Consider the following 15,527-nt stretch of genomic DNA (forward strand, 5'->3'; position numbering starts at 1 on the left):
TGAACCGAGGTGATGCCATCGCAGGCAAGCCAGCTCCCACCGAGGTCAGAACAGTTGGGTGAACAGCCAGTACAGGCTGCCCGACAGCAAAATCGCCGCCGGCAACGTCAGCACCCAGGCCATCAGCAGATTGCGGATGGTCTTCATCTGCAAGCCACCGCCATTGGCCACCATGGTGCCTGCCACACCCGACGACAACACATGGGTAGTCGACACCGGTAGCCCGAACATATCCGCGGCACCGATGGTCAGCATCGCCACCGTCTCGGCCGAAGCGCCTTGGGCGTAAGTCAGGTGCGTCTTGCCGATCTTCTCGCCCACCGTGACCACGATGCGCTTCCAGCCGACCATGGTGCCCAGCCCGAGCGCGATGGCCACGGCGATTTTCACCCACAGCGGGATAAAGCGCGTGGACGCGTCGATCTGGTCTTTGAACAGTTTGAGCTTGCCTTGGGTGTCGGCGTCGAAGTTGCCGACCTTGCCCTTGTCCATCAAGCGAATGCTTTCGCTGGTCAGGTACATGTCGTTTCGCACGTTACCGACGGCTTCGGCCGGCACGGCGGCGAGGGAGCCGTAGCCTTTTACTTCTGCGCCGATATGGCCGGTGATGGCGGCGAGTGCAGGCACCAGTTCCGGGGTCGCTTCCTTGGTGCGCACGTAGGTCGAGAGGACCGCGCGTGAATCGGCCGGGGCCGGTTGCGGCGCCGACTTGACCAGCGCGGCCTGAGTGACTTCCGCCACTGCCGCAAATTGCAGGGACTGGTCGGCGGGCATGGTGCGGTTCAGCGCGTACGCCATCGGCAGCGTACCCACCAGGATCAGCATGATCAGGCCCATGCCTTTTTGCCCGTCGTTGGAGCCGTGGGCGAACGACACACCGGTGCAGGTGGCGATCAACGCGCCGCGAATCCACCACGGCGGCGGGGTGTCGCCCTTGGGCGCCTTGTACAGCGAGCGGTTTTTGACAAAGGCGCGCAAGGCCAGCAACAGCAGGGCGGCAAACGCAAAACCGATCAGCGGCGACAGCAGCAGGGCATAACCGATCTTGGTGGCCTGGCTCCAGTCCACACCGCTGGTGCCATCACGCCCGTGCATCAGGGCATTGGCAACGCCGACGCCGATGATCGAGCCGATCAAGGTGTGCGACGACGAGGCCGGCAGGCCCAGCCACCAGGTGCCGAGGTTCCACAGGATCGCCGCGATCAGCAGCGCAAAGATCATCGCGAAGCCGGCCGAGGAACCGACCTGCAAAATCAGTTCGACCGGCAGCAAGGCAATGATGCCGAACGCCACCGCGCCGCTGGAGAGCAGCACGCCGAGGAAGTTGAAAAAGCCCGACCACACCACCGCAAAATGCGGCGGCAGCGAGTTGGTGTAGATCACCGTCGCCACGGCGTTGGCGGTGTCGTGGAAACCATTGACGAACTCAAAGCCCAGGGCGATCAACAGCGCCACGCCCAACAGCAGGAACGGCGTCCAGGTGGTAACCACCGTGCCGAGTTCGTGCATGTCGTGCATCAGGCTGTAGGCGGTGAACAACAAGCCCATGGCGAGCACGGCGAAGAACATGATCACCGTGAGCAGGCCGGGTTTTTTATCCAGCCGGGGTTTGGGGTCTGCGGGTGAGACGACGTCGGAAGCGGTCAGGGAAGGGGTGGCCATGCCGGAGCATCCAGTGTGGGGAGGATGGTCTAGATGATCATTGCAGAATGTTACAGAGATGCTGCGGCAGGTCAGTGTTTATGGGATTCAGTTTGCCGCTGGTCCAATAAATGCCGCAAAACCAATGTGGGAGCGGGCTTGCTCGCGAATGCGGTGTGTCAGTCAGCTTATTTTTAACTGATCCACCGCATTCGCGAGCAAGCCCGCTCCCACATTTTGACTGTGTTTCAGTTCAATAGTCTTTGCGCTTACGGAACGCCCAGCGCCCGGCAATCAAGGTAAACGTCGCCACCAGCGCCACCAGGATCCAGAACCCTTCCGGGTCGGTGGAAAGCGGCACGCCGCCCACGTTCATGCCGAAAAAACCGGCGATGATATTGATCGGCAACGCCAGTACCGTCACCACCGTGAGGGTAAACAGCGTGCGGTTGCTTTGTTCGTTGAGGTTGGCGGCGATTTCTTCCTGCAACAGCTTGATGCGTTCGCCCAGGGCCGTGAGGTCGTTGATGATCAGCGCAAACTCCTCGGTGGATTTGCGCAACTCCTTCACGTCTTCTTTCTGCAGCCACTGCGGCGGGCGGTTGAGCAGGCGCAGCAGCGAGCCCGGCTCCAGTGCCAGCAGGCGTTGCAGGCGCACCAGCACCCGGCGCGCCGCACCCAGTTCGGCGCGGTTGGTGGACAGGCGTGAGGACAGTAACTGGTCTTCGATATGGTCGACGCTGATGCTGGTTTTACGCACGATCTGCGTGAGCACTTCGCCTTGGTCGCGCAACAGATGCACCAGCAGCTCCAGCGGCGAACGGAAGCGTTCACCGGCCTTTACCGATGAGCGCAATTTATCCACCGAGTGCAACGGTTGCAGGCGTGCGCTCACCAGCAAACGGCTGCGTGCGCACACCCACAGCGTGGAGATATCCGACGAAACCATGCTGCTGAAGTTGAACACCACGTCGTTGACCACCGCCAGCAAGGCCGAGTCGACGTGTTCGATACGCGTGGAGCGCGAGCCTTCGTGCAGCGCTTCGAAAAACTCGTCGGGCAATGACAGGTTGGCCTGCATCCAGCGTTCGCAGGCGGCGTGGGCCAGGTTCAGGTGCAGCCACAGGAACTCATCCGGGTCTTGTGGTGCTTTTAACGCGGCCAGCGCGGTCGCTGAATCAATCTGCTCGCCCTTGTCACCGGGCCGAAAACGAAAACCGTAAAGCAAGCCAAACAGATCAGGATCCTGGTGGCTGTGGTCGATGCTGTGGTTCATGGCGGCTCGCAGAGAAAGCGCCTGTAGGACGTTTCACAGGTTCGCGTGGGCGAATCATTGCAAGGCGGGATGACGATTTTGTGACAGTTTGAAAACTTGCTCAGCGTATTTTCAAGCTGAAGGTGAACTGAGTGCCGGTTTGCTCGCAGGAGGACACCTTAAGCTGCCCGCCGTGGGCATCGGCAATCTGTTTGACGATATATAAACCCAGGCCCAGGCCGGCTTGCGGTGCGTCTTTAAGCGGTCGCGCGTAGGGCTCAAAGAGCCGTGGCAGGGCGAGTGCGTCGATCTGCCCGGGGTTTTTGACGGCCAAGGTGAAGTGGTCTTGCTCGATCTGCGCCGTGACCTGTACCGCACCGTCATGGCTGCCGTGGTGAATGGCGTTGGCCACCAGGTTGGAGAGCAATTGCGCCAGTCGATCGCGGTCACCATACACGCCACGCAGGTCGCCGATATCGGCCTGGATCAGCCGCTGCGGGTGAACACTTTGCACTTCGGACACCACATGCTGCAAAGCGGCTTGCAGGTCCTGGCAGTCTTTGAGGTGCAACGGGATGCCACTGCCCATGCGGCCACGGGCGAAGTCCAGCACATCCTCGACCAGTTGCGCGGCGCGCCGGCCACTGGTGAGGATATGGCGTATCAGCGTGTCGGTCGCGGGGTCCGGGTGTTTGCGCAGCAAGCGCTCGGCGCCGAAATTGATCGCGAACAGCGGGTTGCGCAGGTCATGCCCCAGCACGGCGATAAATTGCTCGCGCAACTCGGCGGTGCTGCGTTCTTCCTGCAATTGCGCTTCGGTCTGCTGCAAGGCTTCCTCGGCTTCAATCTGCAACGACAATACGCGGGCAAACGACTCCATGGTCGATTGAATACTGCTGCTGCGCAGCGGTGCCGGGTTGGGGTCGAGGGCGCAGAGGGTGCCGAAGAAACGCCCGTCGGTGCGAAATACCGGCACTGAGATGTAACTCTCAAAGTGGTAAATGCGCGGGGTGTGGTGGTCGTGGTAAAGCGGATCTTCGCTGGCTTTGTCGATCACCACCGATACGTGGGAGCCACGAATTTCATGGCAAATGGTGGTGGTCAGGTCGAGTTCGCCGCCAACGCCCAGGCCGAACTCCAGTTGGTCGAGCACGGCGCAGGCGGTCCAGGTGTCGTCGGTCACCCGGGCTACGGCGGCAAAGCGCAGGCCGGTCATGTCACTGATGACTTGGAGCATCGCGGGTACCGCGCTGATGCGGCCAATGGTGGCGATGTCGGCGGCTTTGTGCCCCATGCAGCGATCTCGATACGGAAGGTGGTGAGCGTTCGGCTCAGGTCAATAGTGGGAATTCTAGCGACCTTGCGCTTTGTAGGTGTAATTTCATTAACTATTTGCAGACCTTTTCTGCGATTGGCGGATGAACAGGCATAAAAAAACCGCGCCACCCTGAGGTGGCGCGGTTTTTTTGCGATCAAATAATCATGTGTCCTGCTTGTCTTCCAGTACGGCCCCGGTCTTGGCGTCGAGCTTCACTTCATACTTCTTGCCTGCGGTGTCGGTCAGGTCAACTTCGTAGACCAGAACACCGGCGTTGTTGTGGTCCAGCTCGGTGTCGTTAATGGTCGCGCCGGCGTGTTTGGCCAAGGCGGCGGCGTTGAGTTTTTCGAACGGCATCACAGCGCCGGACTTGAGCAAACCTTCAATTTGGTCGGGGCGAACATCGGCCTGGGCCAAGCCGGCAGTCAGGGTCAGGGCGGTGGCGGCGAACAGGGCGGTCAGGGTTTTCATAGTGTGTGTCCTTCTTCGGTGAGCTGTTTAAGTGGCCTCAGGTTATCCAGCGCAACTTAACTCACCCTTAATTATTTCAAACGGTTGCGCCGTTTGTTCAATTCGCTGGGAGTGGAGGGTTTCATGCTGGGGGCTCACTGCAAGGGAGACTCGGATGAAACGTTTAGTGGCTTGGCTTTATGCGCCTGTATTTCTGGTGGGTTTTTTAGCCTGGGGGCTATGGAAGCCCGGTTGGCTGGTGGTGGTGTTTGCGACAGCCGTCGCCGTGTCATTTGTGATGGAGCAATGGCTGCCCTATCAGCCGCAATGGAATCGCAGCCTCGGGGACCGGCGCCGGGATACGCTTCACGCGTTGGTCAACGAGAGCCTCAACGCCATGGGCCTGTTGATTTTGCCAGGGCTCACGGCCCTACTGGCGTTCGAAGGCATTTGGCCGCGCGACTGGCCGGTGTGGGCGCAACTGCTGGTGTCGATCGTGTTGGCCGATGCCGGCATTACCCTGATGCATTACGCCAGCCACCGTATGGCGCCGCTCTGGCGCCTGCATGCGGTGCACCACAGTGTGCAACGGCTGTATGGGTTCAATGGGCTGATGAAGCACCCTTTGCATCAGATGCTGGAGGCGACGGCCGGCTTGTTGCCGCTGGTGCTCTTGGGCATTCCCGTGGAGGTTGCGCAATTGCTGGCCCTGGCGATTGCGATCCAGCTGTTGTTGCAGCACTCCAACGTCGATATGCGTCTAGGGCCATTGCGTTGGGTATTTGCCTGGGCGCCGGTGCATCGCTTCCATCACATGAAGTACGGGCGCGCCGGGGATGTGAATTTCGGTTTGTTCTTCAACCTGTGGGACTGGCTGTTGGGCACGGCGTTTTATCGTGAGCACTATCACATGGGCCCTGGCGACCTGGGCATTGGCAGCCGGCCGGACTTTCCGGTGGCGTATGCGGCGCAGTTACGTGACCCGTTCATGCCGACGCGTCTGAGCCAAGAACCAAAGTTGCCGGGCGCGCTACGTTAGCAGCCGCACGTCCAGCTGACGCAATGACACGCCGGCCGTCACGCCAAACAACTGCTTCATGGTGCGCGAAAAGTGCGCCGAGTCGGCAAACCCCGCCGCGTGGGCGGCCTCGGTCAACGGGCTGCCGCCGAGGGCCAATTGCAGCGCTACCCGCAAGCGCCGCCATAAGACCAGGCGGCGCACGGGCACGCCCAACTGATGCGTGAACAGGCGCTCCAACTGGCTCAATGACAGGTGCGCGGTTTCGGCCAATGCCTGGGCTGAAACCTTGCCGGCAAGCTGTTGATCCAGGGCCGACAGTGCCCTTTCCACGCGCGGGTCAATGAGGGCTCGCCGGGGTAGCTGGCCCAGTTGCGATTGCAGCGTCTCGAGGCACGGCTGCGCGTCGAGCAGCAGACGTTCCAGGGTCGGGGCGGCAAAGGCGGCGGGTTCGGCATACAGCATCAGCACGTTACCGTCGCTGGCGAGAATGGCGTGGGGGTGTTGCGAGGGGATAAACAGGCGATGGGCCGTGGTGACACGGCCATCAAGGCTCACCGTGACCGGCTTGCCGGGGCAGAACACCAGCTGATGGGCATAGTGCGCATGGGGCGCGGTACGCCCCAGCTCGCCAAAGATCAGGCCGTAGTCATGCCCCAACCACAGGCGACCTGACCATTCGGGTTTCACTCAGTAGCCGTTGTCCTTGAGCAGGTCCTGCACGCTCGACGAAGGCCAGCGCTTGTAGAACTTCAGCAGTTCGGCGGCGCGGTTGGTGAAGATGCCGTCCACGCCGGCCTTCATGACTTTTTCGAAGTCCACCGGCTCATCGACGGTGTAGACGTGCACCAGCAGGCCCTTGTCGTGGGTCAGCTTGTTCATCTCAGGCTTGACCAGGTCGGTGTAGCTCTGGTCGCCATGGTTGGTCAGCTCGGCCGAAGGGCCGGTGCCGATGGCGCCGAGGCTCTTGGCTTCGTCCACCCATTTTTCGAACTCGGCGGCGTCTTTTGGCTCTTGCTTGGCGTAGTAGGCGGCCTTGGTGGTTTCGCCGGATTCGGCGAAGGTTTGTGCCGATTTCGGCTCGATGCTACCTGGGCCGACCCACAACAGCAGGATTTTCGGGGTGTTGGGCATTTCTTTTTGCAGCTCTTTCAAGCTGTCTTTTTCAAACGTCTGCAGCACCACGCGGCCTCTTCCCTGGCCCACGCCGGTGTTGCTCTTGCCCAGCTTGGAACCGGCGGAGCTCAACCAGCCTTTATCCAGCAGCTTGTTTTTCAGATCGGCTTCGATGCCCGGGAACTGCTTGGGCTCCTTGGTCTCGATGTACAGGCCAGGTTTGTGCTGCGGGTTGCCTTCGGCGATCTTGATGATCTCGTCCAGGCTCTGGATTTTCAGGCCGACAAACGCCGGGCGGGCGCGGTCCGGGTAGGCGGCGTTGAACCAGCTGCCGGCGTCCAGGGTGCGCAGTTCGGCCCAGGTGAACTCGTTGGCCGGGGCGTCTTTACGCTCGGGGAACTTGGTGGCCACGTCGGTGGTGCGTTGCAGGTTGTTGTCGTGCAAAGCGAACAGCACGCCGTCTTTACTGCGTTGCAGGTCCATTTCCAGGTAGTCGGCACCCAGGTCGCGGGCGAGCTTGTAGGAAGCGGCGGTGGATTCGGGGGCATCGTAGGATGCGCCACGGTGAGCAATGACAGCCGGGTACGGAATGCCTTCGTTTGTCGCCAATTCAGCCGGGCTGATCGGGTCGGCAGCCTGTGCCTGACCAAGGCCGAGCATCAGAGCGAGCAGCAGGGCGCTCTTGGTAAACGTAACAGGCATATGCGAAGTCCTTTCGTGGAGGTAACTTTGAGAAGGCGTCCTTTTTAACAATTGATTGCGAAAGGCGCTATCACCAAACCGACATTAAGGTACTCACGAGGCATTTTTGTGGGTTTTTTTGTGCTGCGTTGCAGTATTCTTGGCCGAAGCTGCCCCGTCAGAGGGCAGTAATTTCTGCCACGCGTGTAAACCATCTTTCCAGTCCCTGTGGGACTTTTCAGTGAGGTTTACCATGCGCATCACTTCCGAGCTTATCTGCCAGGCCGCCGACCAACTCCAGGGTTTTGTCGGCCTGAACCGCAAAACCGGCCACTACATCGTGCGTTTCAGCGAAGACGCCTTTGGCATGGACGTGGCCGATGACGGCATCATTCCCACTGCCGAATTCGTCTGGCTGCCGGCCGCCGACCACACCATGACCCTGTCGCGCGAGCGCCTGCAGTTGCTGCTGGACCAGAATATCGATGACCGTATCAACATCACCGAGCCGTTGCGCGTGTATATGCGCCGGGTGGAGATCCCGCAGATCAGTGCGTTGCGCAGTTTGGTGAGTTAGGTCCAGGCAGGTGGAGATCAACCTGTGGGAGCTGGCTTGTTGGTGGTGTACATATCCGTTGCTGCGGTAACGGCTCACATTGGTTCCGCTCTTACAGCGGGTCACTTTTGCAAGGACGCAAAAGTAACCAAAAGGTCCTCGCCCCAACACTCGGTGCCTCGCTATGGCTCGGCATGCCCGCAATCCGACAGTGATTTGGGGGGCCGCCGCCACGCGCCATCCATGGCGCGGGGCGGCTAAACCGGCATCCCTGCCGGTTTACCCCCCAAATCCCTGTCAGATTCCGGCCATCGTGTTTGACGGGGCGATTTCAGATCAAGATCAAGATCAAAAGCGCAGATCAAAAGACCGCTGACTTCGTCATCGAAAAGGATGTAAGGGCCAGAGCAACAGCAACAGCAGAGCCATACTCGGTCAAAGGTGGAAGCTGGCTTGCCTGCGATGGCATCACCTGGGTGTACCTGATGTACCGAGGTGTCTGCATCGCAGGCAAGCCAGCTACCACAGAGAAGCAGCTCTTCAGTGCATGCAAATCCGCAGCCGACCTCATATTCAAAAATGCATGCGGTCAACTGTGGGAGCGGGCTTGCTCGCGAATGCGGTAGGTCAGTGACAGATGAATTGACTGACCCACCGCATTCGCGAGCAAGCCCGCTCCCACATTTAGACTGTGTTGCATCAGGTAGATAGGCTGTTGCTTTGCACTTGATCTGGCTTTTGATTCAACCACTCAGGTCGGCTTTCAGGCCGCCGTGCTCTGCTTTTGATCTTGCTTTTGATCTGAGGCGCCCCGTCAACCACGATGGCCGAACGCAGGCTTGAATCCGTGGGTAACCCGGCAGGACGCCGGGTTAGCCGCGCTGGGCCAAGGATGGCCCATCGCGGCGGCCCACGGATTCAAGCCGGAGTGCGGGCATGCCGAGCCTAGGCGAGGCACCGAGTGGTGGGGCACAGACCTTTTGGTTACTTTTGGGGCGTTTGCCAAAAGTGACCCGCTGTAAGAGCGGAACCATAAGCCGCCGTGACCTAAATAACGGATATGCCCCCAAGATAAAACAGCCCAACACCACAGACGCCAATATTTGTGTAGATGCCAATAGTTATCTCAGGCAAGCCAGCCCCCACAGGGTTTTGCAGGGGACTTGAGGCTGTGTTTCAACGCTGGAAGGTGTAAGCCCGCTCGACCTTACACACGCGCGTATGAAACGCCGAATACCAATGGGCACGGCCTTGCTCGCGCACTTGGCTGTGTTCGGCTTGTTGCTTCCAGGCCAAAATCGCCGCTTCGCTTGCCCAGTAGGAAACGGTAATGCCCAAGCCGTCTTCCCGGGCTGACTCAACACCCAGAAACCCCGGTTGCTCGCGCGCCAGTTCCAGCATGCGCGTGGCGGCCTGGCCATAGCCTTGATCGCCTTCGGTACGCAGCGAGCTGAAAATCACTGCGTAATAGGGTGGGGCGGGCGTGTTGGCGATCATAGCGATTGCGCCTGGCAGGCGTTGAGCAGGGCAACCGCCAGTGGCGGCGTAAGCCCTTTAAGTGCCGCGCGTTCGGGCTGAAACAAGGTGGCGACGAAAAACGGGTGGTCCAGCAGTTCGACAGCGCGCAGATCGCCCGCCGAATCGTGGCCGCTGGGGATCAGGTCGCCTTCGAGCAACGCATGGGCGAACGCGGGGTTGATGCCGTAGCTGCAACGGTAACCTTCGTGGGTGTCCAGGCTGGCGTAGGCCTGGGCGATGCGTGTGTCGGGCGCCAGGCGGATGCTGCCGGTGGCCTCGACCAGGGAACACGCAAGCGGCGTGATAACCGCGCGCCGGGCGTCGGGCGCCAGTTCGCCATGCTCCGCATCCGTCCAGCCGAGCACGTTGCGGGCATATTCGATGACCGCGTGTTGAAAACCACCGCAGGTGCCCAGGAATGGGCGTTTTTGCTCGCGGGCAAAACGAATCGCCCGCAGGGCGCCGTCGGCATCACGGTAGGGGCTGGCGGGCACGCACCAGAAGCCGTCAAAGGCCTGCAGCTCGGTGGCCGGGGTGATCGAGTCGGTCGCCAGCCAGTGCAACTGCACGCTCAGCCCCAAGGTGTCGGCAGCCTGTTGCAGTGCCACGGGGATGGCCTGGTGGGCCGTTACGTCAGGGTTGTAATCACCGATCAGGGCGAGGTGCAGGGGGTTGGTTTTCATCGTGTACATCCCATGGCTTGTGGTGTCCTGAGGTGCACTATAGATTGGCGCTCACGCAATCAACATTGGCGTTTGCCCACATGCTCAATGCAGCCACGCACTATCAACTCGATTACCCGGACCTGTCGCTGATTCTCGCCCTGGTGCGTGGCGGCACCTTGGCGCGGGCGGCGGCGCTGCTGCGGGTGGATGTGTCCACGGTGTTCCGTGCCGTGCGCCGGCTGGAGGCGGCCATGGGCCAAACCCTGTTCGAAAAAAGCCGCGCCGGCTACCTGCCCACCAGTTTGGCCAGCCACCTGGCGCAGCAGGCCGAACAGGCCGAGCAGGCGCTGGAAGCCGCGCGCATCGGGGTGGAGCAGGGCGGTGAAGTGATCAGCGGCACCGTGCGCCTGACCTGCACCGACTCGGTGTTGCAGGGTTTGCTGTTGCCGGCGTTGGCGCAGTTCATGCCGGCTTACCCGGCGCTGACCCTGGAATTGAGCACATCCAATGATTTTGCCAACCTCAGCCGCCGCGACGCGGACATTGCCCTGCGCCTGACCAAGACGCCGCCGGAGCACTTGGTGGGGCGCCGCCTGGGCAGCGTGGCTTATCAGGTGTGCGCCAGCGTCGGTTATGCCCGCCAAAACCAGGGGCGTGAGTTGGCCGAACTGGCGTGGATCGCGCCGGATGACTTCTTGCCCGATCACTCCACCGTGGCTTGGCGGCGTGAACACCTGCCGGGCGTGCGCCCCAGTTATCGCTGTAACAGCATGTTGTCGGTCGCCGAGCTGGTGCGGGCAGGGTTGGGTGTGGCGGCACTGCCGGACTTTCTGTTGGAGGACGGTTTGCAACCACTCGGCCCCGCGCTGGCAGGGCGTGAGACCGCGCTGTGGTTGCTGACTCGCCCGGACTGCCGGGCACTGCGCTCGGTGGTGACCTTGTTTGATGAGTTGGGGCGGCATATTCGGTTGCCTTGAGCCGGGCTATCAGCCAAGGATGAACCGGTTACCTGTGGCGAGGGAGCTTGCTCCCGCTGGGGCGCGCAGCGGCCCTGCTTTTGGTTTTAAAGAGCGGGCGTGCTACGCAGTCCAGCGGGAGCAAGCTCCCTCGCCACAAGGGTTCTTTGGTCTGCCTTCAGGTTTTTCGCACAAACTGCTCGTGCATTTCGCACGTCAACGTCTCGATACGCTCGGTCAGTTGCTTGGTCATTTCCGTCAGCCGGGTGTTCTGCTCCAGCAACTCCAGCAACTGTTTGGTGGTTTGCGCGGCCTGGGCCTGGCGTTCGGTATTGGCGGTGGCCAGGGCTTCGCGGTGCTGCGCATCCGCGTCGGACTGGGCTTTGTCGCGGGCGGCCTGGCGTGTCTGGGCCAGCAGGATCAGCGGCGCGGCGTAGGCTGACTGCAGGCTGAATGCCAGGTTGAGCAGGATGAACGGGTACACGTCAAAGTGCGTGACGCCGGTGATGTTCAGCACCACCCACAACACCACGATCGCGGTTTGCGCGCCGAGAAAGGTCGGCGTGCCAAAGAAGCGTGCGAAGGCTTCGGCCTTGAGGGCAAAGGTGTCGTTGCCAAAGGTCGGCGCCAGATGGGCGTGGCCGCGGTGGAAGCGCAGGTGATCGACAGGTACGGCTTCTGGCTTGTCGGGGGTCATGGCGGGCTCGAATCCTAAGCGTTAAGACAAGCTAGCACTATAGACCGGGCCCCCCGACAGACACATGAAGAACCGGTCAGTTGTTGCCGCGCTCGTTGGCAAACGCGCTCACCGCCTGCACCGCCTCGGTGGTGCCTTGGCGAATCTGCAGGATCACCGTGCCCGCACGGTTGGCCAGGTCGACCCCGAGCGCCGCGCGGTCGCGGGTGCTGTCCATGCTCTCGATGGCTTGGCGGGTTTCGTCCTGGATCATCGCGATCATGCTGGAGATTTCCGCCGTCGAGCCGCTGGTGCGGGCTGCCAGTTGCCGCACTTCGTCAGCCACCACGGCAAAACCACGGCCTTGCTCGCCCGCGCGTGCCGCCTCGATGGCGGCGTTGAGTGCCAGCAGGTTGGTCTGGTCGGCGATGCCGCGAATGGTGTTGACGATGGCGGTGATCTGCTGCGAACGCTCACCCAGCTTGGCGATCAGTTGCGAGGAGGTGTCGATGTCGGCGGCAATTTCGCGCATGCCGCTGGCAGTTTGCTGAATCACGTCAGCGCCTTTTTCCGCCACATCCCGGGTGTTCAGGGAAATATGATAAGCCTGGGCCGCGCTTGCAGCGTCGGCAGCATGCTGTTGCACCCTGGCGGTGACGTCCGAGGCGAACTTGACCACTTTGCACAGGCGCCCGCTGGCGTCGTATACCGGGTTGTAGTTGGCTTCGAGCCACAGGATCTGGCCGTGTTTATCGACACGCTCGAACTGGCCGTTGAACAGTTCACCCTGGTTCAGGCGTTTCCAGAAATCGCTATACGCCGTGCTGTTGGCCAGCTCCGGCGTGCAGAACAGGCGGTGATGTTTGCCCTGGATCTGCGCCAGGCTGTAGCCCATGCGCTGCAGGAAATTGTCATTGGCCGTGATGATGGTGCCGTCGAGGTTGAACTCGATGACTGCCATGGCGCGGTCAATGGCGCCCAGTTTGGCGTTGGCTTCGCTTTCGGCCTGCAGGCGTGGGGTGACGTCCATGGCGTACTTCACCACTTTGACCACTTGGCCGGCCTCGTCGCGCACCGGGTTGTAGCTGGCTTCCAGCCACACTGACTGGCCATTGCCGGCCACCCGCTCAAAGGTACCGGACTGGAATTGGCCGTTGCGCAGTTGCGTCCACAACTGGTTGTACTCGGCGCTGCGGGCGAATGCGGGTGTGCAAAACATCCGATGTGGCTGCCCCAGGATCTGCTCGGCGCGGTAGTCCATAGTCTTGAGGAAGTTGTCATTGGCGCGCAGCACGCTGCCTTGCAGGTCGAATTCAATCACGGCCATGGAGCGCTCAATCGCGTCGAGAAGGCTGGCCTGCTGGGCATTGGTGTGTTGCAGGGTACTGATGGTTTTTTTATGGGCGTTAAATAGCATGTTCGAGGGCTCGGGGAAGCACGCGTCAGAGGTATCCATGAATAGGCGCCTGACCCCGTATGGCCCTGGGCCTTACGGTTGACTTGCTCATTGTCAGCTTCCTGATGCTGACAGAGGGGGCGGAACAAGGGGTTCAGAGTGATCAGCCTGCCAAGAAGTTCGCCGTTAGGGCAGGACCATTATTGGGCAGGCGACCAGTGGCGGCATTATGCTATCGCTGCGAGGCGCGGGCGGAAGATTCAGACGAGGTGTTATCAGACAACTCAGGCGGAGTGGGCGACCACGTAATCGCTGACATTCACCCGGTTACGCCCGGTTTCCTTGGCGGTGTACAGCGCGCGGTCCGCCGCGTTGAGCCACATCGCGGCATCGCTGAACAACCGTTGAAAATCGGCCAGGCCAATGCTCAGGCTCACGCGCAGCTCCGGGATCTGGGTATTGCGATAGTTGCCGAACGTTTCGCGCATGCGTTCCATGACTTGCGCGGCTTCTTCCAGCGGCATTTGCGGCAAAATCACACAGAACTCATCGCCGCCATAGCGGCCGGCCAAGTCGTTTTCCCGCAGGTGCCGGCGTAATTCCTGGCTGAGTTGGCGCAACACCGCATCACCGACGATATGGCCGTAGGTGTCATTGATCCGCTTGAAGTGGTCGATGTCGATCAGCGCGATGGTGGCGTGGCTGCCTTGCTGCTGGCACTTATGGAACTTGAGGTGGAGCAGGTCTTTCCACGAGCCATGGTTGAGCAGGCCGGTGAGGCTGTCGATACGGCTCAGGGCGCTGAGGGCGCGTTTGTGTTCCGAGAGCTTGATTGCCAACTGATAGCAGACCATACCAATGGCCATCGGGTAGAGCGTCAGCATCGGCAGGCAGGTGTAGACCTGGCTGAGGCTGACATTGGGGTTGAACTTGACCCCGAACAGGCCCCATGCCACCGCGATACCCGCCGCTTGCGCCAGCAGCCCGCGCAGAAACAGGCGCTTGCCGCCAGCGGCGACATTGTTCATGGTCATCATCGACAGCACGGTCACGGCCGTCAGAGGCGTGAACTGGGTGGCGGCGGCCCAGAAGCCGCCGAACAACGAGTCATAGAGCAGGTTGCGCTGTTCCGCCTGATAGGGAAATTGTGATCGGGCTGAAAGCTGATACGCCACATGCGCCCAGGCAAAGCCATTGAACAGCATGAACGCCCACACCCAGCCCGGCATCGCCAGGGGGTAAAGGGCGCCGGCCACACTGATACAACCGATACCCAGGCCGATGATCCTTGGCTTGTAGATACGTCTGGCAAATGAAAGCCCTTTGCCTCGTCTGTTTTCCATAGTGTTCCGGGTCAGCTCTGTTTTGCGGGTACGACAGCGTGCGTCAGCGGGTAGAACCGTTGATCGGATATTAACGGTGAATATTGTCAGTTATTCGCGTAGGAATAATCAGTGTCCTTCCAGGCCATTTGCGCAGCACCGCGTGGGAATACGCCAAAAGCGACCTGGAATGTCGCGCCTGCAACAGGGTTTATTGCGGCCCAGGTGCGCGCACTTCGTAACCGGCCAGGAACAGGTCGATGGCCGACTCGATTACGCTGGCCTGGCAGGCGGCGTCCAGCACAGGTTGGCCCAGGGTGATCTGCGGCCAGAACGCGAAGGCCTTGAGCAGGCTTTGTATCTGGTGGGCGGCGAAAGCGGGGTCGGTGCAGGACAGCCGGCCGTCTTCCTGCGCAGCGCGCACCCACTGGGTGAAGCCTTCTTCGCGCTTGCTCAGGCGGTTGACCATGTCTTGGGCGCGATCCGGCGAATGGATGGTGGCGGCGATCGCCACACGGGCCAGGTCGAGGAAGTTGGCGTCCGACATCATCAACATCTTGGCCTCCAGTAGCCCGCGCAATTGCTCGCGCAGTGGGCGGTCGCTGGCGTAGCTCACGTCCAGTTGGGCAACGCTGCTGGCCCATAACTGGTGGAGGATTTCGGCAAACAACTCTTCCTTGCTGGGGAAGTGGTTGTACACCGTGCGCTTGGAAACGCTGGCGGTGGCGGCGATTTTGTCCATGCTGGTGACCTCGAACCCATTCGCGCGAAACTCGGCGATAGCGGCTGCCACAATGGCTTCGCGTTTACGGTCGGTGAGGCGCAGAGGTACAGTCATGGTCGGCTCTAAAAGGAAATTACACTCGGTAGTTTACTTGCTCAGGGTTTTGTTGCAATCTAGAAACTACACTGTGCAGTGTAATTGGTCTGCACGGTGTATTTTATGAGCCGACCCTGGA

15 protein-coding genes and 1 pseudogene are annotated in these 15,527 nt (G+C 60.8%); 3 read left to right on the top strand and 13 right to left on the bottom strand.

Going from position 1 to position 15,527, the window contains the following annotated elements; all coding sequences use genetic code 11:
• Positions 1 to 45: 45 nt before the first annotated feature.
• From QF043_RS05155 to QF043_RS05170, 4 genes are all read right to left on the bottom strand, one after another.
• The gene (locus QF043_RS05155) at positions 46 to 1,662 is read right to left on the bottom strand and encodes an inorganic phosphate transporter (RefSeq protein ID WP_305455082.1); all 1,617 of its coding nucleotides are present in this window, start codon (positions 1,660 to 1,662) and stop codon (positions 46 to 48) included.
• 232 nt (positions 1,663 to 1,894) lie between these two features.
• Positions 1,895 to 2,917 carry a transporter gene (locus QF043_RS05160; RefSeq protein WP_307417717.1) on the bottom strand — a complete coding sequence of 341 codons (1,023 nt, stop codon included), beginning with the start codon at positions 2,915 to 2,917 and terminating at the stop codon, positions 1,895 to 1,897.
• 100 nt (positions 2,918 to 3,017) lie between these two features.
• The gene (locus QF043_RS05165) at positions 3,018 to 4,190 is read right to left on the bottom strand and encodes a GAF domain-containing sensor histidine kinase (RefSeq protein ID WP_307417718.1); all 1,173 of its coding nucleotides are present in this window, start codon (positions 4,188 to 4,190) and stop codon (positions 3,018 to 3,020) included.
• A gap of 186 nt (positions 4,191 to 4,376) precedes the next feature.
• The gene (locus tag QF043_RS05170) at positions 4,377 to 4,685 is read right to left on the bottom strand and encodes a PepSY domain-containing protein (protein WP_307417719.1); all 309 of its coding nucleotides are present in this window, start codon (positions 4,683 to 4,685) and stop codon (positions 4,377 to 4,379) included.
• 154 nt (positions 4,686 to 4,839) lie between these two features.
• Here QF043_RS05170 and QF043_RS05175 point away from each other — a divergent pair, with 154 nt between their 5' ends.
• Positions 4,840 to 5,703 carry a sterol desaturase family protein gene (locus QF043_RS05175; RefSeq protein ID WP_307417720.1) on the top strand — a complete coding sequence of 288 codons (864 nt, stop codon included), beginning with the start codon at positions 4,840 to 4,842 and terminating at the stop codon, positions 5,701 to 5,703.
• Here QF043_RS05175 and QF043_RS05180 read toward each other — a convergent pair.
• Positions 5,695 to 6,372 carry an AraC family transcriptional regulator gene (locus QF043_RS05180; RefSeq protein ID WP_307417721.1) on the bottom strand — a complete coding sequence of 226 codons (678 nt, stop codon included), beginning with the start codon at positions 6,370 to 6,372 and terminating at the stop codon, positions 5,695 to 5,697. The genes QF043_RS05175 and QF043_RS05180 overlap by 9 nt on opposite strands.
• Positions 6,373 to 7,500 carry a glycerophosphodiester phosphodiesterase gene (locus QF043_RS05185; RefSeq protein ID WP_056859596.1) on the bottom strand — a complete coding sequence of 376 codons (1,128 nt, stop codon included), beginning with the start codon at positions 7,498 to 7,500 and terminating at the stop codon, positions 6,373 to 6,375.
• A gap of 232 nt (positions 7,501 to 7,732) precedes the next feature.
• Between QF043_RS05185 and QF043_RS05190 the strand changes: the two genes are divergently transcribed.
• Positions 7,733 to 8,056: a DUF2025 family protein gene (locus tag QF043_RS05190; protein ID WP_056859595.1), complete on the top strand. Its 324-nt coding sequence runs from the start codon at positions 7,733 to 7,735 to the stop codon at positions 8,054 to 8,056.
• 1,155 nt (positions 8,057 to 9,211) lie between these two features.
• Here the strand turns inward: QF043_RS05190 and QF043_RS05195 are convergent.
• Both QF043_RS05195 and QF043_RS05200 read right to left on the bottom strand, forming a co-directional pair.
• Entirely contained in the window at positions 9,212 to 9,532 is a 321-nt protein-coding gene (locus QF043_RS05195; protein ID WP_305455070.1) for an antibiotic biosynthesis monooxygenase, read from the bottom strand.
• Positions 9,529 to 10,236 (bottom strand): CTP synthase, encoded by a 708-nt coding sequence (locus QF043_RS05200; protein WP_307417723.1) that lies wholly within the window; start codon positions 10,234 to 10,236, stop codon positions 9,529 to 9,531. Before QF043_RS05200 ends, QF043_RS05195 begins: the two co-directional genes overlap by 4 nt.
• An 80-nt stretch (positions 10,237 to 10,316) precedes the next feature.
• Between QF043_RS05200 and QF043_RS05205 the strand changes: the two genes are divergently transcribed.
• Positions 10,317 to 11,195 carry a LysR family transcriptional regulator gene (locus QF043_RS05205; protein WP_307421306.1) on the top strand — a complete coding sequence of 293 codons (879 nt, stop codon included), beginning with the start codon at positions 10,317 to 10,319 and terminating at the stop codon, positions 11,193 to 11,195.
• A gap of 157 nt (positions 11,196 to 11,352) precedes the next feature.
• Here the strand turns inward: QF043_RS05205 and QF043_RS05210 are convergent, their stop codons facing one another.
• The 5 genes and pseudogenes from QF043_RS05210 to QF043_RS05225 form a co-directional block, all read right to left on the bottom strand.
• Positions 11,353 to 11,871, bottom strand: coding sequence for a DUF1003 domain-containing protein (locus QF043_RS05210; protein ID WP_307417724.1), 519 nt, complete (start codon positions 11,869 to 11,871; stop codon positions 11,353 to 11,355).
• Positions 11,872 to 11,947: 76 nt separating this feature from the next.
• Positions 11,948 to 12,382, bottom strand: coding sequence for a methyl-accepting chemotaxis protein (locus tag QF043_RS30720; protein WP_373460775.1), 435 nt, complete (start codon positions 12,380 to 12,382; stop codon positions 11,948 to 11,950).
• Positions 12,383 to 12,496: 114 nt separating this feature from the next.
• Positions 12,497 to 13,306, bottom strand: a pseudogene (locus QF043_RS30725) (PAS domain-containing protein); the annotation flags it as partial.
• A gap of 224 nt (positions 13,307 to 13,530) precedes the next feature.
• Positions 13,531 to 14,589, bottom strand: a complete 1,059-nt coding sequence (locus tag QF043_RS05220; RefSeq protein WP_307417725.1) for a diguanylate cyclase — start codon at positions 14,587 to 14,589, stop codon at positions 13,531 to 13,533.
• Positions 14,590 to 14,779: 190 nt separating this feature from the next.
• Positions 14,780 to 15,406, bottom strand: coding sequence for a TetR/AcrR family transcriptional regulator (locus QF043_RS05225; protein WP_307417726.1), 627 nt, complete (start codon positions 15,404 to 15,406; stop codon positions 14,780 to 14,782).
• Positions 15,407 to 15,527 lie beyond the last annotated feature (121 nt).

Source organism: Pseudomonas sp. W3I7 (genome assembly GCF_030816095.1).
Lineage (GTDB): Bacteria > Pseudomonadota > Gammaproteobacteria > Pseudomonadales > Pseudomonadaceae > Aquipseudomonas > Aquipseudomonas salomonii.